This window comes from Parabacteroides caecihominis (genome assembly GCF_023656785.1).
Classification (GTDB): Bacteria; Bacteroidota; Bacteroidia; order Bacteroidales; family Tannerellaceae; genus Parabacteroides; species Parabacteroides segnis.
Window position 1 is genome coordinate 108,688 of sequence record NZ_JAMOKS010000018.1, and the last position, 18,322, is coordinate 127,009.

20 protein-coding genes and 1 tRNA gene are annotated in these 18,322 nt (G+C 42.3%); 16 read left to right on the top strand and 5 right to left on the bottom strand.

The annotated features are described in order from the left end of the window. Positions 1-579 precede the first annotated feature (579 nt). From NBH14_RS16400 to NBH14_RS16420, 5 genes are all read left to right on the top strand, one after another. A complete protein-coding gene (locus NBH14_RS16400; protein WP_250817653.1) occupies positions 580-1,014 on the top strand; it encodes a S24 family peptidase in 435 nt (144 codons plus the stop codon). 67 nt (positions 1,015-1,081) lie between these two features. Next, a complete protein-coding gene (locus NBH14_RS16405; protein WP_186959973.1) occupies positions 1,082-1,669 on the top strand; it encodes a hypothetical protein in 588 nt (195 codons plus the stop codon). Positions 1,670-1,717: 48 nt separating this feature from the next. Further along, positions 1,718-1,981 carry a hypothetical protein gene (locus tag NBH14_RS16410; RefSeq protein ID WP_044193335.1) on the top strand — a complete coding sequence of 88 codons (264 nt, stop codon included), beginning with the start codon at positions 1,718-1,720 and terminating at the stop codon, positions 1,979-1,981. Positions 1,982-2,165: 184 nt separating this feature from the next. After that, on the top strand, positions 2,166-2,432 hold the full coding sequence (locus NBH14_RS16415; protein WP_186959972.1) for a hypothetical protein: 267 nt from the start codon (positions 2,166-2,168) through the stop codon (positions 2,430-2,432). Then, a complete protein-coding gene (locus NBH14_RS16420) occupies positions 2,420-3,712 on the top strand; it encodes a site-specific integrase (protein WP_186959971.1) in 1,293 nt (430 codons plus the stop codon). Before NBH14_RS16415 ends, NBH14_RS16420 begins: the two co-directional genes overlap by 13 nt. Positions 3,713-3,802: 90 nt before the next feature. Here NBH14_RS16420 and NBH14_RS16425 read toward each other — a convergent pair. Further along, positions 3,803-3,873, bottom strand: a tRNA-Gln gene (locus tag NBH14_RS16425). Positions 3,874-4,097: 224 nt separating this feature from the next. Here NBH14_RS16425 and rsfS point away from each other — a divergent pair. The 3 genes from rsfS (at position 4,098) to NBH14_RS16440 (ending at position 7,523) form a co-directional block, all read left to right on the top strand. Beyond that, a complete protein-coding gene (gene rsfS, locus NBH14_RS16430; protein ID WP_007658988.1) occupies positions 4,098-4,457 on the top strand; it encodes a ribosome silencing factor in 360 nt (119 codons plus the stop codon). Positions 4,458-4,485: 28 nt separating this feature from the next. Beyond that, positions 4,486-6,549, top strand: a complete 2,064-nt coding sequence (gene ftsH / locus NBH14_RS16435) for an ATP-dependent zinc metalloprotease FtsH (protein ID WP_186959970.1) — start codon at positions 4,486-4,488, stop codon at positions 6,547-6,549. Positions 6,550-6,689: 140 nt separating this feature from the next. Then, entirely contained in the window at positions 6,690-7,523 is an 834-nt protein-coding gene (locus NBH14_RS16440; RefSeq protein WP_010802420.1) for a phosphatidate cytidylyltransferase, read from the top strand. Here the strand turns inward: NBH14_RS16440 and porT are convergent. After that, entirely contained in the window at positions 7,510-8,211 is a 702-nt protein-coding gene (gene porT / locus NBH14_RS16445) for a type IX secretion/gliding motility protein PorT/SprT (RefSeq protein ID WP_007658991.1), read from the bottom strand. The two genes, NBH14_RS16440 and porT, sit on opposite strands and share 14 nt — an antisense overlap. Before the next feature lie 111 nt (positions 8,212-8,322). Between porT and fdxA the strand changes: the two genes are divergently transcribed. Beyond that, positions 8,323-8,493 carry a 4Fe-4S ferredoxin gene (fdxA, locus tag NBH14_RS16450; protein ID WP_007658993.1) on the top strand — a complete coding sequence of 57 codons (171 nt, stop codon included), beginning with the start codon at positions 8,323-8,325 and terminating at the stop codon, positions 8,491-8,493. Positions 8,494-8,597: 104 nt separating this feature from the next. Here fdxA and NBH14_RS16455 read toward each other — a convergent pair whose 3' ends face one another. Further along, on the bottom strand, positions 8,598-8,960 hold the full coding sequence (locus NBH14_RS16455; protein ID WP_128135014.1) for a DUF3276 family protein: 363 nt from the start codon (positions 8,958-8,960) through the stop codon (positions 8,598-8,600). Positions 8,961-9,184: 224 nt separating this feature from the next. Here NBH14_RS16455 and nusB point away from each other — a divergent pair, with 224 nt between their 5' ends. The 5 genes from nusB to NBH14_RS16480 all read left to right on the top strand — a co-directional run bounded on the left by nusB (position 9,185) and on the right by NBH14_RS16480 (position 12,623). Beyond that, positions 9,185-10,111, top strand: coding sequence for a transcription antitermination factor NusB (gene nusB, locus NBH14_RS16460; protein ID WP_186959969.1), 927 nt, complete (start codon positions 9,185-9,187; stop codon positions 10,109-10,111). 62 nt (positions 10,112-10,173) lie between these two features. Continuing rightward, positions 10,174-10,485, top strand: a complete 312-nt coding sequence (gene yajC, locus NBH14_RS16465; RefSeq protein WP_007658999.1) for a preprotein translocase subunit YajC — start codon at positions 10,174-10,176, stop codon at positions 10,483-10,485. Between the two features lie 13 nt (positions 10,486-10,498). Further along, positions 10,499-11,509 carry a CdaR family protein gene (locus NBH14_RS16470; RefSeq protein WP_186959968.1) on the top strand — a complete coding sequence of 337 codons (1,011 nt, stop codon included), beginning with the start codon at positions 10,499-10,501 and terminating at the stop codon, positions 11,507-11,509. Next, positions 11,502-12,074, top strand: a complete 573-nt coding sequence (coaE, locus tag NBH14_RS16475) for a dephospho-CoA kinase (protein WP_186959967.1) — start codon at positions 11,502-11,504, stop codon at positions 12,072-12,074. Before NBH14_RS16470 ends, coaE begins: the two co-directional genes overlap by 8 nt. 99 nt (positions 12,075-12,173) lie before the next feature. Beyond that, positions 12,174-12,623, top strand: a complete 450-nt coding sequence (locus tag NBH14_RS16480; RefSeq protein WP_186959966.1) for a DUF5606 family protein — start codon at positions 12,174-12,176, stop codon at positions 12,621-12,623. 66 nt (positions 12,624-12,689) lie between these two features. On the opposite strand, the gene lon is transcribed toward NBH14_RS16480, so the two are convergent. Continuing rightward, positions 12,690-15,152, bottom strand: coding sequence for an endopeptidase La (gene lon / locus NBH14_RS16485; protein ID WP_128135010.1), 2,463 nt, complete (start codon positions 15,150-15,152; stop codon positions 12,690-12,692). A 104-nt stretch (positions 15,153-15,256) separates the two neighbouring features. Between lon and NBH14_RS16490 the strand changes: the two genes are divergently transcribed. Further along, positions 15,257-15,973, top strand: coding sequence for a tRNA1(Val) (adenine(37)-N6)-methyltransferase (locus NBH14_RS16490; RefSeq protein ID WP_186959965.1), 717 nt, complete (start codon positions 15,257-15,259; stop codon positions 15,971-15,973). Here the strand turns inward: NBH14_RS16490 and NBH14_RS16495 are convergent. Next, complete coding sequence (locus NBH14_RS16495; protein ID WP_128135008.1) at positions 15,958-16,929, bottom strand: diacylglycerol/lipid kinase family protein; 972 nt, start codon at positions 16,927-16,929, stop codon at positions 15,958-15,960. The genes NBH14_RS16490 and NBH14_RS16495 overlap by 16 nt on opposite strands. A gap of 197 nt (positions 16,930-17,126) precedes the next feature. On the opposite strand from NBH14_RS16495, the gene spt reads away from it, so the two are divergent. Next, positions 17,127-18,314: a serine palmitoyltransferase gene (spt, locus tag NBH14_RS16500; protein WP_186959964.1), complete on the top strand. Its 1,188-nt coding sequence runs from the start codon at positions 17,127-17,129 to the stop codon at positions 18,312-18,314. The last annotated feature ends 8 nt before the right edge of the window (positions 18,315-18,322 follow it).

Here is an 18,322-nt window from a genome sequence, read left to right on the forward strand (position 1 = left end):
ATTTTCATATATATACTTACCTCCATCATCTCAGAATAAACTAGCTTGCCATTTCTATAGCATTCAATCGTAAATGAATTTTGTTCTTCGTCAGCTTTAAATTCAATTCTAATGTCATCTAACGGTCTCATATCGGATACTTTTTTATCAAATTGACTACATTTAGTCATTTTGAATGATTATATTTGCTATTTACTTTGTATTGTGATTATTGTTTGTTGTTAATCACATTGCAAATATACTCAATTGAGTTTTACAAACAACTCTTTTGAGGATTTTATTTCTTGAAATTGATATTATTTAACACTCAATTGAGTCATGACGATACAGGAAAGAATTCAAACTATTGTAGATAAGCTATTTAACGGAAATAAAAACCAATTCGCAAAAGCGATAAATGAACCGCCCACTAGCGTAAACAATATATTAGGAAGTAGACAAAGTGTTCCTTCTGCTAAATTCTTAGAGAGCATAATACACTCAATTGAGAATATAAATGCATCTTGGTTACTAGCAGACATAGGGAATATGCTAACTGAACAGAAAGAAGAAGCACTCCCTATCCAAAACGAATATCTTATGATGGTTCCACTCGTAAATCAGTATGCACAAGCTGGATATATGGCGGGATGGTCAGATGTAGCCTACATTGAAACACTTCCCAAAATCCCGTGGATTGTTGACAAAGAATATAAAGGTAAGTACATCAGCTTTGAAGTCAGAGGCGACAGCATGGACGACGGCATGAAGCACAGCTATGAACAAGGGGATATTTTGCTTTGCCGGGAAATAGGCTGTGATTACTGGAAAAGCAAATTACATATCAACGCATGGGATGCATTCGTCATCGTACATAAGACAGATGGGATTGTACTCAAACAGATTGTTGACCATGATGTTGAGAAAGGAATCATTACCTGTCATTCCTTCAATCCTATCTATCCAGACTTTACAGTGGACCTCAGAGATATAGCACAACTATTCAATGTGGTCAAACAACAAAAGAATAAGTAAAACAATATGAGAAAAAACATGGCATAGAAGTGCCTAAATAAAAATCACTAATTAAACATTACACAACATGAAGAAAACATTTTTACTTTTATCCTTAATTACAATTGCTTTTGCATCATGTAATGAAAAGAAAACCACTCAGGATGATATTATCAGGCAGAAAGCAGAAGAATTGATCACAAAAAACATGAATGATCCTGACAGTTACGAATTCGTCAGCTTAGAAATTGTTGATTCTACCACTTATAAAGACAATATTACCCATAAAAGAGAGCTCTACTCTAAATTTATGGCATCTGAATATGAATCTATTGCATCTAAAAAGGATGTACCCATTGAAAGTAGTCTTTCAGAAATAAAGAAAGATTCGTTAATAATAGCTGGAATAGATTCCATCGAACAGAGTATAAGAAATAAAGTAAATGATGCTATATCTTATACCTATATTCTAAAATGTAGAGGAAATAATAAAATGGGGACTAAAATATTAGTTTCTTATTATATTCAAACTAGAACGGATGAAGACAGAATCATAAACATTACAGAGGATATAAACAAAATATATCCACACCCTTGTGATTTTCCTGGATTCAAAGATTTAATAGAAAAATATAACCCTAAATATCCTATTGCCAATAGATATGCCAATTATTAACATCTAAAGAAATAAATGCTTTATATCTCTTATATAAAACGAAATAATATGTTAGCGAACGAGAAGATTACAGAAAACAGGATTATAACCGACCGGTTCCTGGCTATCATGTACCAGCTGATCGGACTAAGGAAAATAAAAACTAAAAAACAATTTGCGGAGTCCGTCGGCCTCGCATCCTCTAACATATACCGTATGGAGATTGAAAACACAATGAATGTACCCTTGTATGCTATTCGCATGGCATACGAGCGGTACAATATAAATCTTGAATATATATTTACCGGAAAAGGAAAAATGTTTAATGAATAACCGCTCTATTGCCATCTGTTACGGTCAATATACACGTTCAGAGGACAAAGAACATCACTGCTGGGTCAATAACCGTTGTCCGGGTTGGGGATGCCGTAAACTTAATGCAATCGGTCCACAAAATTCATGCCCGGCTAGTGCTTTTAAATTTTGGTACTCATTTGGTAAGTTTACAAACAAAAAAATGAAGTTCTGGAAAGTCGACAAGGAAGAACTACTCAAACAACTAGAAAGGGAAATAGAACGTTTTGATATTATCGAATGCCCTGTATTCAATATTGACAAGGCAAAAGCTATGATCGCATCATTTCCGGATACGATACACATCGACGGAGATAAGTATGTATTATTGGAAGATTCCAAAACAGGAAAAGTACTAGGTATCTCACATTGGGATGATCCAGATGATTATTTAAACATGAATGACTACGAAGTAAAATGGCAGGATTAGAGCCCAAATTCATATTAAAAGAACCGAATAGAGAGACACACACCCTTATATACCTCTTCCTCAACTGGGAAGGTAAACGGTTAAAAATCTCTACAACAGAAACAATTATCCCGGAATACTGGGATAAGGAAAACCAGCGTCCAATATCAAACAAAAAACTATTAAGAAACCTTGCTCCCATCTTACTAAAGGAGCTTAGCATTCTTTCTATCAGGTTAGATGAGATTGATCTGTTTGTTAACGATCTAATCCTTGACCAAAAAAGAGATAATGCTGTATCACTCGACGTAATACAGAGAAAGCTTTTAGAATTCTTAGGCCGCAAAATGATCGAAGAAGCAAAACCGGTTAGCTTCATCGAATACTTTACATCTGTGGTCACCCGAATGGAAAACGGTACTTATCTAACCGACAAAGGGACAAAATATTCTCCCAACACTATCAAATCATACAAATCAAACCTATTGCTATTGACTGATTTTGAAAAAGAGATAGGTTACATTAATATAGAAGAAATAGATATTGATTTTTACAACAGTTTGCTCCAATATTGTAATCAGATAGGATTCCGAACCAATACAACAGGATCTGTTATAAAAAGAATAAAAGCAGTACTACATACAGCTTTCGAAGAAGGAATAAGTAAAAACACTATATTTCAATCAAACAACTTTAAAGCAGTCAAAGAAAAAGTTTATAACATATACCTCACAACTGAGGAATTGAAGAAGTTGATAGACTTACCACTTTCCGGAACATACGAAAAATACAGAGACGTATTCCTGATCGGTTGTTATGTAGCACAGCGCTACAGCGATTACAGCAGAATCTCTCCTGAACATATCCAAACAACAGGAAACGGAAACAAGGTCATTGATTTAGTACAAATCAAAACTAAGCAACGCGTATTGATCCCCTTCTTATTTCCAGAGCTTGACACCTTATTACAGAAATATGATTACAAAGTACCTAAAATAGTAGAACAGCCATTCAACCGAGCACTAAAAAAAATCGGAGAACTGGCCGGTATCGACAAAGAAGTAGTTTTGACTGAGAACATAGGTGGTGAAACCAAAGAGCGCCTGGTAAAAAAATACGAGTTGATTACCTCACACACCGCACGCCGTACCGGTGCAACAAATTTATTTTTACTTGGCTACTCCGCTATACAAATAATGAAAGTAACCGGACATACTACCGCTGAAAGTTTGATGGATTATATAAAAGTCTCATTGGAAGAGAATGCTGATAAAATGGCTACCCAAATAGAAACCGAGTAAACAATCAGAACAAAATGTCCCCTATTATGTCCCCCGTAAATGAAAAAACCCTTGCAAGCCATAACTTACAAGGGGTAATTTTTAAAGTTGTTGTTCTACCAGGGCTCGAACCTGGAATTTCAGGACCAGAATCTGACGTGTTACCATTACACCATAGAACAGTTTTTGTTGTCTCGAGTAGTATGTTTCTCGATTACGGGTGCAAAGATACGGACATTTTTTATTCTTGCAAATATTTCGCGAAAAAATTTCATCAAAATAAACATTTTTCTTTTTCTCCTGTTTTGAATTTACAGGGTTTATACATATATTAAATAGAGAAAGCATGCAGATAATAAATTAAGAAGTATATTTGCAACTTCGAAAATTATTCAATAAAAAATAAATGGATCAAACAAAAGAATTAGTAAACACAATTGTTGAAGGCCTACAAGAGAAAAAAGGCAAAAATATTGTAACCGTAGATTTAACCCAACTATCCGGAGCCGTATGCCAATATATGGTCATATGCGAAGGGAACACTCCTACTCAGGTATCAGCACTTTCTGATTCCGTGTGGGATTTCGCGCGCAAAAAAGCGGGCGAGAAACCTTTGTCTATCGATGGCAACCAGAGTGCCCAATGGATAGGGATGGATTATGGCACGGTTCTTGTACACATATTCTTGCCGGAGCAACGCGAGTTTTATAATCTGGAGACCCTGTGGTCTGACTCTAAAGTCACCCAGATCCCGAATCTCGATTAAGCCGGATTAATATTATCGAATTCAAAGTATGGAAAATAAAAACGACATGTTTAATAAAGTGCCGAAGAACAATAAGCCTAAAATGTTCAAGTTTAACCTGTATTGGATGTACGGGCTAATTTTTATGATGCTTATTGCTCTGTATCTGACGAACGATTCCTCGGCATCGAAAGAATTGGGATGGACCGAATTCCAGAAACTGGCCCAGGATAATGTCTTTGACAAAATGGCTGTCTACAACAAGAAAAATCTGGTGGAGGCCACTGTCAAGAGCGGTAAGAAAGCATTAGTCTTTAAAAGTGACAGCACGACTTTGGGCACAAACCCAAAAGTATATGTCAAAATACCGTCAGCAGACAAATTTTCCGATTTTTACGACAAAGCGGTGACAGAGAATCATATTGATACTCAAGTACGATATGAAGAAGGCGATGATGCCATATGGAATTTTCTGGTTTCCTTCGGGCCGATCATCCTGATCATTGTTGTATGGATCTTCCTGATGAGAAGAATGTCAGGCGGTGCAGGCGGTGGTCCCGGCGGAGTATTCAGTGTCGGCAAAGCAAAAGCACAACTCTTTGATAAAGATAACGACCGGAAAGTGACATTTAAAGATGTGGCAGGTTTGTCAGAAGCCAAGCAAGAGGTGGAAGAAATCGTCGCATTCCTCAAAAATCCGGAAAAATATACCGAATTAGGTGGTAAAATACCTAAGGGCGCTTTATTGGTCGGTCCTCCGGGAACAGGTAAGACATTGCTTGCTAAGGCGGTAGCCGGTGAAGCGGATGTTCCTTTCTTCTCACTGTCAGGTTCCGACTTTGTCGAAATGTTTGTCGGCGTAGGTGCGTCACGTGTCCGTGATCTGTTCCGCCAGGCCAAAGAGAAGTCTCCATGTATCGTGTTCATCGATGAGATAGATGCCGTAGGTCGTGCCCGTGGCAAAAATGCCAACATGAACAGTAACGACGAACGCGAAAACACCTTGAACCAATTGCTGACAGAGATGGACGGTTTCGGCTCAAACAGCGGTGTGATCATCCTGGCTGCCACCAACCGTGCTGATATTCTGGATAAGGCGCTGCTCCGCGCAGGACGTTTTGACCGTCAGATCAGCGTGGAACTGCCGGACTTAAACGAACGTAAAGAGATATTCGGCGTACATCTGCGTCCGATCAAGATAGATGAAAGTGTTGATGCAGAGTTCATGGCTCGCCAGACTCCGGGATTCTCTGGAGCCGATATCGCCAATGTTTGTAATGAAGCAGCATTGATAGCTGCCCGTGGCGGTAAAAAGTTCGTTCAGAAAGATGATTTCATGAACGCGGTCGACCGCATTGTCGGGGGGTTGGAAAAACGGACTATGATAACAACAGCGGACGAACGTAAGAGCATTGCTTACCACGAAGCAGGCCATGCCACATTAAGCTGGTTCCTTGAACATGCCAACCCGTTGGTAAAGGTGACTATCGTACCGAGAGGAAAAGCATTGGGAGCAGCCTGGTATATGCCGGAAGAGCGCCAGATCACCACCCGCGAACAAATGCTCGATGAGATGTGCGCAACGCTGGGCGGACGTGCAGCAGATGAATTTTTCCTCGGTAAAATAACGACCGGAGCATCCAATGACCTGGAACGGGTAACTAAACAGGCTTACGCCATGGTTGTCTACTTCGGTATGAGTGAAAAACTTCCTAACCTGAATTATTACGATTCGAGTGGTCAGGACTGGGGATTCACCAAGCCGTATAGCGAGGAGACTTCCCGCATGATCGACCAGGAAGTACAAAGGATCATTACCGAACAATACGAACGCGCTAAAAAAATCCTGTCCGACCACGCAGAAGGACATAACAAACTGGCGCAAGTCTTGCTCGAACGCGAAGTGATCTATACGGAAGATGTTGAGCATATCTTCGGCAAACGGGCCTGGATCTCACGCTCACAGGAAATTCTGGATTTGCAGGAAAAGGCAAACAACGACAAGCTAGTTGCCGCCGAAGAAACAAAAACGGATGAAACAACTCCCCAATCAAGCGACTACAAAGTTCGGGCTGTACCGGCAGGTACCAATGAGACTGACAATCTTGCCTGACAAACATATGTGGGATAAATAAAAAGAGACCGGACAGTTCTTTCGTAAAGATACTGTCCGGTCTCTCTGTTTATATTTAGATTTATTCTTTATCTTTGCACGAAAAATAAATCAACAAACGAACAAAACAACATACGGTTTTGAAAAATCTGATAAAACGGGCACTTACCGGTATAATCTTCGTTGCAGTGCTGGTTGGAGCAATTTGCTACCACCCGATCTCTTTTCTTGTTCTTTTCAGTCTGATCACCGGATTGACATTATGGGAGTTTTATGGTTTGGTAAAGCATTATGAGGATGCTTCCATAAAACGGGCTGTCTCTTCGCTGGGAGGCGTTTATTTATTTGCCGCCACCTTCGCTTACACAAATCAACTGACAGACGGCGTCGTTTTCCTGCCTTATCTCCTATTCCTTATATATACATTAGTTGCCGAGTTATATTATAAAGCACCGAACCCGATCAACAACTGGGCATTCACTCTTTTCGCACAGGTGTATTGTGCCGGGACATTTTCGATGCTGAACTTTATCGCAGCCATACCTGACACCCCGGGTAAAGTAGTTTATTCCCCGTTATTCGTTATGGCGATCTTCATTTTCATCTGGCTGAACGATACCGGCGCTTATCTGGTCGGTTCCATGATCGGAAAAAGAAAGCTGTTTGAACGTATCTCGCCTAAAAAATCGTGGGAAGGTTTCTTCGGAGGTTTAGCCGTAGTCCTGGGCGCTTCGCAGGCTCTGGCATGGTATGCACCGGAAGTAAGCTGGTATAACTGGCTGGGATTGTCGGCTACCGTTGTCTTATTCGGAACCTGGGGCGATCTGATCGAATCGTTGCTGAAACGTACGTTGGGAGTAAAAGATTCCGGCAACGTGCTGCCCGGCCATGGCGGAATGCTTGACCGGTTCGACAGCCTGATGCTGGCAGCTCCTGCCGCCTACATTTATATAGAACTGTTTATTCGAAATTAAACGTCAGCGAAACCATACGGGAGGTAGCTTTCGACAATGCATTCGGATATTTGATCAGGTCCTTATCGGTCAGGTCGCTACGATCTTTCTGTAACAGGTCGACCAGCCCGAAACTGAACTTCAACTCCGGACAGAGTTTAAAGAACGGCAGATAAATATCACATCCTATACCGAACTCCAGACCGAAGTCTGCCGCCTTCAATAAAACGGGCATCCCTTTCTTACGTCCAAGGTCCATCGCTCCGTATACGCCACCGATCAGATAAGGACGGTAGTTATTCAGGCGGAGGGCCGAAAATTTCACGCTCAAAGGAAAACTCAGAATAGTGGAACGGACGGAAGTAGTGAACTCCTCACCCGTAGCCTGTTCCCGGAAGACAAACTTCTTATCCCCGAAATGGACTGTAGGTATGAAACGCAGGTTAAAATAAGGATTCAGATACATATCACCGATCACACCGACACTAAAACCGGGCGAATAAGTCGGGATTTCGGCAAACCATGTTTCACCGTCAGTCGTAACACCTGTATTTGTCAACAACAAATCCTGCGCATGCAATCCGACATGGAATCCCAGATGAAACCATTTCAAATCGGCATACGGCTGATTCTTCACCTTCTCTTTCTGCGCCATCACACCCGGGACGGCAAGGCTGCATATCAATAATAGAAATAATAGACGTCTCAACTCTCAATCAATTTTGAATTATAACGAAAAAGATTAGAACTTATTGCAGAAATACAAATAAAACTCTATTTTTGCACCAACTAATAGTTATCAATTTAAACGTTTAAGAAAATGGCTTATTTAATTAGTGAAGATTGTATTGCTTGCGGTACTTGTATTGACGAGTGTCCGGTAGGAGCTATCTCAGAAGGTGATATCTATCATATCGACCCTGAAATGTGTACTGATTGTGGTACTTGCGCTGACGCATGTCCTACTGAAGCAATTCATCCGGTTGCATAAACCGCAGTAAAAATAGGCAACCTTTACAACAGGATACCTATAAAAAGATAACGAGCTGTTTCTTCTTTATAAAGAAAAACAGCTCGTTATTATTTTCCCCCCTTTTAAAAATCGATGTCCAGCTTTATCTCGTCTGAACCATCGTCTGTCTTTATCCCAGCATCCGGGGCTTGTGCTTGTAGATCTTCAGAGTTACGCTGCTTGATGTAATTGATCACATCATTCATACCCTCCATAAACTTGTCAAAATCTTCCTTATAAAGGAAAATCTTATGCTTCTCAAAAGAGATCTGCGTTCCGTTTTTAGGCTGCACCTTTTTACTTTCGGTCACCGCCAGGAACAAATCGTCCTTCAAGTTCTTCTTTACGTCCAGATAATAGATCCTCTTACCTGCTTTTATGGCCTTAGAGTACAGAATCTCTTTATCGCCACCTTCAACCTGTATTTTCTTCACCGACTCATCCATATAGCCAACATTTGTTAAACACCCACCCAATATTCATAACTTGCTTCAAATATGTGCATTTTTTTTTAAACAACAACTATTTTAACGCATCAAAATATCTCATTTTACGTTTGAAAGTGTAAAATAACGCCTAACACCTATAAAATTAAATAAACCGGGGCCCTTTTATCAAAAGAATGACTACCTTTGCAACCTAATTTATAATAAAGTAGTTCCTTCAAACGATGATCAACAGAATTTTAATCCGCATTAAAGTTTTACAGATAGTTTATTCATTCTATCAAAACGGAAACAATGACCTCAAAGTAGCGGAAAATGAATTGCTTTTCAGCTTACGGAAGTCGTACGACTTATATCACTACTTCCTCCTTCTAATTATCGAAGTCACCAACTTACAGCAACGGACACTTGACGCCAAAAAAAGCAAGTACATGCCGACCCACGCCGAGTTGAACCCCAACACCCGTCTGGTTAACAATCGTTTCACCGCCCAGGTTGCCGAAAACGAAGCGCTCCAGAAATATGTGGCGGAACAGGGATTATCGTGGGTAAACGATGAAGAGTTCATCAAGAATGTGCTGGATCTGATCCTGGCTTCCGACCTGTACAACGAGTATCTGGATAATGAGAACGACTCTTACGAGACTGACAAAGAATTCTGGCGTGCCGTATTCAAAAAGTTAATCTGTGGTAACGAAATGATCGAAGAGTACCTGGAGGACAAAAGCATTTATTGGAACGACGACATCGAAATCGTTGAAACATTCACGCTGAAGACAATCAAACAGTTCGAAGAAAAAAACAAAGGCAAACAGAAATTGCTTCCTATGTTCAAGGATCTGGAAGACCAGTCTTTCGCTATCAAACTGTTCCGTCAGTCATTACTGAAAGGTGCCGAATATCGGGAGCGTATCAACAAACATATGAAGAACTGGGAAACAGAACGTATCGCCAATATGGACCTGATCATCATGCAGGTTGCACTGGCTGAAATCATGACATTCCCTTCTATTCCCATCAATGTCACTTTCAACGAATACATCGACACGGCTAAATATTACAGCACACCCAAAAGCGGCGTGTTCATCAATGGAATCCTGGATTCTATTGTATCCGAGTTAAAAAAAGAAAAGGTATTGCTTAAAGATTAATTATTATACTTACATTTGTAGCTAGTCAATAGGTACAAATTTATAAATGAATATAGTTAGTTATGAGCTTAGTTAGTATTTTACTTCAGGCTGCCGGAGGCCAGTCACAGTGGTCGGGCATCCTTATGATGGTGGTTATCGTTGCGATCTTCTATTTCTTCATGATCCGTCCGCAACAGAAAAAGCAGAAAGAGATACAGAAATCTCGTGAAGCATTGAAAACGGGTGACAAAGTGATCACAGCCGGAGGTATCTACGGGAAGATCAAAGAGATCGGCGATACTTATATGCTGATAGAAATTTCAGACGGAGTACGCATCCGTGTAGATAAAACTTCTATCTTTGCTTCTTCAGAAGACGCACAGCAAAAATAAGAAATAACAAAATATGCCGCAGCTTGATATTAATCAATCATTCAAGTCTGCCCGGATGAAGATTAATGCTTTTCTGCGTCGTCAGAGATGGAAGGAAGCATTAATCTTTTTCTTTTTCGTACTACTGTCATTAGGTTTCTGGTTATTGCAAAGCCTTCAGCAGGAATATGAAATAGAAATCAGCATCCCGGTCAGATACAAGAATATTCCACCGGATATCTCTTTTACCGAAACTCCCCCTCAGGAGATCATTGCCAAGGTAAAGGATAAGGGAAGCGTTCTGCTGAACTATTCCTTCGGGAGATCGTTTGCCCCGATCGAAACGAATATGAAAAATCAGGCTGAGAAAAGCGGATCATTATCTATTACCAAAAAAACGATCCAAAGCGACATACAGAAACAGTTGCTTGCCACGACCTCGCTGGTCGGTTTCGAGCCCCAGTCTATTGAAGCGGCATACAGTAAACGGATAAAGAAAGATATCCCGGTCGTATTCGACGGAACTATCCAGACAAATCCCGGCTTCCATGTGTCGGGTAATATCCTGATCTCGCCATCGACAGTCAGTGTATATGCCAGCGACATCGTACTGGATACACTGAACCAGGCAAAAACCGTCTTCACCGAAATAAAGAAAGGGACGAAAACGATTACACGGACCGTACAACTGCAAAAGATCAGTGAAGCGACGTATGATCCGACAAGCGTTACCATAACGATCCCTATTGAAGAGTTTACAGAAAAGACATTGGAGATACCTGTCATCTGTACAGGCCTTCCTCCGCATTATACATTACGTACTTTTCCTTCCATAGCAAAGGTAACATGCAGCGTTCCGTTATCCCGTTTCAAGGACTTGTCGGAAGATGCATTTGAAATAAAGTTTTCTTTCAAAGATCTGGAACAAAACGTCTCCGGCACCTTACCTATCCAGCTGACAAAGAAACCGGATTGGGTTAGTTCGACTACGCTTGTCCCGGACAAAATTGAATTTATCCTGGAACAGAACAATCTGCATGATTAAAATAGGAATAACCGGCGGGATCGGAAGCGGCAAATCGGTTGTCGCTTCGTTATTGAATTTATACGGAGTACCGGTCTATGTCGCCGATACGGAAAGTAAACTGCTGACCGACACGTCTCCTGTCATTAAAGAAAAACTCACCGCATTATTGGGAGAAGACCTTTACACAGAAAAAGGATTGAACAAGAAACTGCTCGCATCACATATATTCGGTAATCCGGAATATCTCCGGCAGGTAAATGCGATCATACACCCCGAAGTGAACCGTCATTTTTCAGCATGGACAAAAAGTCAGGCATCCGATATATGTGCCATCGAATCGGCTATACTCTTCGAATCGGGTTTCAACGAAGTGGTAGACAAGAGCCTGATGGTATATGCGCCCATGCAACTCCGTATCGAACGGGCGGTAGCGAGAGACAATACCCCGCGGGAAGAAATCGTACGCCGCATCAACAACCAGTTGCCGGACGAGGTAAAAAGAGACCGGTCCGATTATGTTATCTACAACGACGATAAGCAGGCATTACTTCCCCAGGTTGAGAAATTTCTGGCGTCTTTATGAAACAGATTTGTAAAATAAGTCTCCCAAACTTCGGTAAAATCGTATAGTTATACTACATTTGCAGCTTTAAAGTTTAACACTATTAGAAAACGAAGTATTATGTTGAAGACTATTTTGTCTATTTCGGGAAAACCGGGATTATTTAAATTGGTTTCCCACGGAAAGAACATGCTGATTGTCGAATCGCTGACAGATAAGAAAAGAGTACCTGCGTACGCAAAAGATAAAGTAATCTCGCTGGGTGATATTGCTATCTATACAACCGAGACAGAAGTTCCTTTGCACGAAGTACTTACCATCGTAAAAAATAAAGAAAACGGAGCCAAAGTCATAGTACCTTCCGACACAAAAGAATTGCGTACTTATTTTGCTGAAGTTTTACCTGATTTTGACCGCGAAAGAGTATATCCCAGCGATATCAAAAAATTATTGACATGGTATAACATCCTGATCGGAGCCGAAATTACAGATTTCACTCCGGAAGAAGAACCTGCCACTGAAGAAGCCGAAGCAAAAGAAGAAACAAACGCAGAAGCAAAAGCTGAATAAGAAACAATCAGTCATAAAAAAACCGGTGCACCCTTATTGGATGCACCGGTTTTTTTATCCTTTATATCAGAACAACGGATTGTCTACTTTCTCTTTCAGCAAAGCCAGGTCGATCACCTGACGGATATCTTCCACATAATGGAAAGTCAATCCTTTCACATAATCCGCTTTGATCTCTTCTATATCTTTCTGGTTTTCCTTACACAGGATCAATTCCTTGATACCTGCCCGTTTGGCTGCCAGAATCTTTTCCTTGATACCTCCTACCGGAAGCACTTTTCCGCGCAATGTTATTTCGCCGGTCATCGCCAGATTCTTTCTCACCTTACGCTGGGTGAAAGCAGAGACAAGCGAAGTGACCATAGTCACACCGGCGCTGGGCCCGTCTTTCGGTATAGCTCCTTCGGGGACATGGATATGTACATTCCAGTTTTCAAACAACTCTTCATTGATACCGAACAAAGAGGCATGCGCATGAATATACTCGAGTGCCAACATGGCAGATTCCTTCATCACATCTCCCAGATTTCCTGTCAAAGTTAACTTCGAACCTTTGCCACGGCTCAGGCTGGACTCAACGAAAAGAATCTCTCCGCCTACCGCCGTCCACGCCAACCCGGTAACAACACCGGCATAATCATTTCCCTGATATTTATCACGGCTGTATTCAACCGCTCCCAGATACTCATGAAGATCCTCCGGTTTGATCTGTGCCGGGATCGCTTCGTCGGAAGCGACTTTACGCGCCAGCTTACGCATGATCTTGGCAATCTTCTTGTCCAGCTCACGCACACCGCTTTCACGGGTATATGATTCGATAATTATCTGCAATGTCTTTTTGGGAAGTTTCACCTTGCCTTTGCTGAGGCCATGTGCCTCCAGTTGCTTCGGCACCAGATGACGGGCGGCAATCTCCACTTTTTCTTCCAGAATATATCCGCTCACTTCGATCAGTTCCATACGGTCCAGCAAAGGCTGTGAGATCGTATTCAGATTGTTCGCCGTAGCGATAAACATAACTTTGCTCAGGTCATAGTCGATATCCAGATAGTTGTCGTGGAAAGTCGAGTTCTGTTCCGGATCCAGTACTTCCAACAGTGCGGAAGCCGGATCACCTTTGAAGTCATTCGTTACTTTATCTATCTCATCCAGGATAAATACAGGGTTTGAACTTCCGGCCTTCTGGATATTCTGGATAATACGGCCGCTCATTGCACCGATATACGTCCGGCGATGGCCACGAATCTCCGCTTCATCATGTAATCCGCCTAACGAGATACGCACATACTTGCGGTGCAGCGCCTCAGCAATAGATTTACCCAATGAAGTTTTACCCACTCCCGGAGGTCCGTACAGGCAGATGATAGGCGACTTCATATCACCTTTCAGCTTCAATACAGCCAAATGTTCAATGATACGTTCCTTCACCTTTTCCAACCCGTAATGGTCGCGGTCAAGCACTTTCTGGGCATGTGTCAGATTGAAGTTATCTTTGCTGTATTCATTCCAGGGCAGGTTAATAATAGTCTGCACATATTGAGTCTGGATAGAGAAATCGGGCGATTGCGGATGCAGACGCTCCAGCTTACGAACTTCTTTCTCAAATATCTCAGCAACAGAAGCCGGCCATTTCTTCTTAAAGGCCCTATCCCGTAACTCCCGTATTTCAAGTTCATTTATATTTCCACCCAGCTCTTCCTGAATAGTCTTGATCTGCTGTTGCAGAAAATATTCCCTTTGTTGCTGATTGATATCCTCATGTGTCTTCATCTGGATAGAGGCTTTCAATTCTACCAGCTGATATTCACGGTTCAGGATAAACAGCAAGCGGTATGCGCGGTCCTTCATGGCACCGATCAGCAGCAGTTCCTGTTTCTCTTCTGCTCCGCTGGGGATATTGCTACAGGAGAAATTGACCAGATAAAGAACATTCTTATTATTCTTTATGGAAAATATCAGATCGCGGGGCGGTTCGCTCAACGAACCCAGCATTTTAATTGTCAGATCCTTGATCGTTGAGATAAGCGCTTCAAACTCACGGTCGGTCTTATCCGGCATCTTATCTTCCAGCAGGGATATCTTTCCTTTCAGATAGGGTTCCGTTTCTTCCAGGGCATCCAAGGAAAAACGCTTCTTACCTTGCAGAATCACCGTTGTCGTACCGTCCGGCATTTCCAGCACACGCACAATATCAGCGATCACACCGGTAGTATACAGGTCATCAAAACCCGGATCCTCCGTATTCATCTCTTTCTGGCAGACAACGCCTATCAGTGTTTTCTTCTGGACTGCTTCTTTTATCAGACGCATAGACTTAGGCCGGCCGACAATGACCGGCATGGCAACACCCGGAAAAAGAACCATATTCCTCAATGGAAGAATAGGAACGACTTTTCCTACTTTATCTATACCTTCTGTAAAATCCTCATCCACATCACACTCTGTCAGGATGGGCATTACAATCCCAATATTATCATCCAAATCGTCATACGACTCATCGGCAAACCTCTTCATTCTTTCTTTCATCATATTTCTTCCCTATCAATTGTGTAGATTGATACAATAAACGTGCCAAAGTTACAGCTTTTCAGGCAATTCTAGCTACTTTTGCACCTTACATTATAAAAATATGTATGGCAAATCCTTATTTTCAATTCAAAAAGTTCACCATCCGGCATGACAAATGCGCGATGAAGGTCGGAACAGACGCTGTATTGCTGGGAGCATGGGCGGATACGGCCTCATGCAAAAACATATTAGATATAGGAACCGGGACCGGCATCATCGCTTTGATGCTCGCCCAACGGAGCTGTGCGGACATCGATGCGATCGACATTGACAAGGATGCCTGCATCCAGGCGGAAGAAAATGTAGCAGCTTCACCTTTTGCCGGCAGAATAAAGGTCATCCCTGCTTCCTGTGCGGATTTCGCCCGCTCAACGACACTGAAAAAATATGACCTGATCGTTTCCAATCCGCCTTACTTTATCAATTCACTGAAATGTCCGGATAATAAACGTTCGGTTGCACGCCATACGGACAGCCTGCCTCTATCCGAACTGGTCGAAAACGCGCGGGCATTACTGTCTTCGGCCGGGCGTATAGCATTGGTATTGCCTTACGAGCAACTGGAGGAGGTTAAGGAAACCGCTCAAAAGAATTTCCTGCATATTTGCAGGCAAACGGACGTGATCCCCGTTTCGGGAGCACACCCCAAACGGTTACTGGTCGAATTGTCTCCTGCAAGTACAGACACAAAAAACCGGAATACACTGACCATCGAGGAAGCCCGGCATCAGTATACCCCGGAGTATATTGCTCTGACCAAAGATTTTTACCTGAAAATGTAAGGTAATTTCTTATCGAAGAAGCGGGTTACTTCACCGAACAAATTATGGACTTCCTCGGTAAAGGAAACGACTTCCGGCGTAACCACATGCAATGATTGCGGCATGATCGAAATATCGATCCGGCTGTCGGCCATAACCGGCTCACCGTCCAGATGCATGACACCCGGATTCTGGCGAATGATCGTAACCTGCTGCGCCTTCATCGTTTTGATCTTACTGTTCCGGTCTATCTGCTTCGTAAATAACTGGATTGCCAGCGGCGCTATGTCCAGCGGCGTAAAAGGAGACAGAATGGTCAGGTCCATCCGTCCGTCCTGTATATTGGCATGCGGAGCTATAAAAGCGTTATTCCCGTACTGGGAAGCATTGGCACATGCCACCAGGAAGGCTTTTTCCTTGATCGTTTGGTTGTCCACCAACAGTTCATACGGCTCCGGTTTATAACTCAGATACTCTGCCACCGTATTTTTTATATAGGTAAGAGAACCGCGCCTTTTTTCCTCGGCAAACTTCTGGCTTACTGCCGCATCGAACCCCACCCCGCAGGTGCAAAAGAAAACACGGTCGTTAGCTTTGCAGCAGTCGATTGTTGAAACATGCCCCTTTATGATCAGGTCCAACGCCCGTTTAGCATCCATCGGTATATGAAGCTCTCGGGCCAGTCCGTTGCCGGACCCTTTCGGGACAATCCCCAAAACGGCATCCGAATGAACCATAGCACGGGCTATTTCATTCACCGTACCGTCACCACCAACTGCTATAATGCAATTAGCCCCCTCATCGATCGCTTTCCGGGTCAACTCGCTGGCATGTCCCGGATATTCCGTAAAAGAAATTTCCAACGGACATCCTCCTTTCTCACACATCCGCTCGATCATCTTAGGGATCTTTCTCTTCGATCCCACCCCGGAAATAGGATTTATTATAGCCTGTACCTTTATTTTTTTCCCGTCCATCCTAACTGTTTATAAAGATTGAAGCGACAAAAATAATGCTTTTATAAAACTTTTAAAGCATTAAGGCTACTATAAGTTATTTTTTTACTACTTTTGCGGCTGGATTTGCCGAAACATAGGTGAATATGTACACGACAAACCCTTAATTCTATAATGGAATTTTAATAAGCGAGAAAATCATTCTCTTCAATAATAATATGAAACTTTTACAAGAGAAACTAGCAAAGTACGATGCTCCTCAAAAAGCTATGGCAGCAGGGATCTATCCTTACTTCAGAATGATCGAAAGCGATCAGGATACTGAAGTGATGATCAGCGGTAAAAAAGTCCTGATGTTTGGCTCAAATGCTTATTTAGGATTGACTAATCACCCTAAAGTAAAAGAGGCAGCAATTGAAGCGATCAAAAAGTACGGTACGGGATGTGCCGGTTCACGTTTCCTGAATGGTACGCTTGACATCCATGTCCAATTGGAGAAGCGTCTGGCCGAGTTCGTTGGAAAAGAAGACGCAATCGTGTATTCAACAGGTTTCCAGGTGAATCTGGGAGTAGTATCCTGCCTGACAGGGCGTGAAGATTATATCTTATGGGACGAACTGGACCATGCCTCCATTATCGAAGGCCATCGCTTGTCTTTCTCAACCAAACTTAAATACAAGCATAACGATATGGATTCGCTGGAGAAACAACTCCAGAAATGCGAACCCGACAAAGTGAAACTGATCGTTATCGACGGTGTATTCAGTATGGAAGGAGACATAGCCAAACTTCCGGAAATCGTTGCTTTGGCAAAGAAATACAATGCCAGCATCATGGTTGACGAAGCACACGGTTTGGGAGTTCTCGGAGATCACGGACGCGGAACCTGTAACCATTTCGGTGTTACCGACGACGTTGACTTGATCATGGGTACTTTCAGTAAATCATTGGCTTCTATCGGTGGATTTATCGCTTCAGACAAAGACACCATCAACTACCTCCGTCACAATTCACGCTCTTACATTTTCAGTGCAAGTAACACTCCGGCAGCTACCGCAGCAGCTGGTGCGGCACTCGATATTATGCTGAGCGAACCGGAACGTATCGAGCATCTGTGGAAACTGACTCACTATGCCTTGGACGGCTTCCGCAACATGGGTTGCGAAATCGGACATACGGCTACTCCGATCATTCCTTTGTTCATCCGCGACAACGATCTGACATTCCTGATCGTTAAGGAACTGTTCGAAGCAGGCATCTTCGTAAACCCGGTAGTTTCACCGGCTGTCGCTCCGGAAGATACGCTGATCCGTTTCTCCCTGATGGCAACTCATACGAAAGAGCAGTTGGATTATGCGCTTGAAGCTATTCACAAAGTATTTAAAAGTCACGGCTTAGTAGACTAAACTGTTAC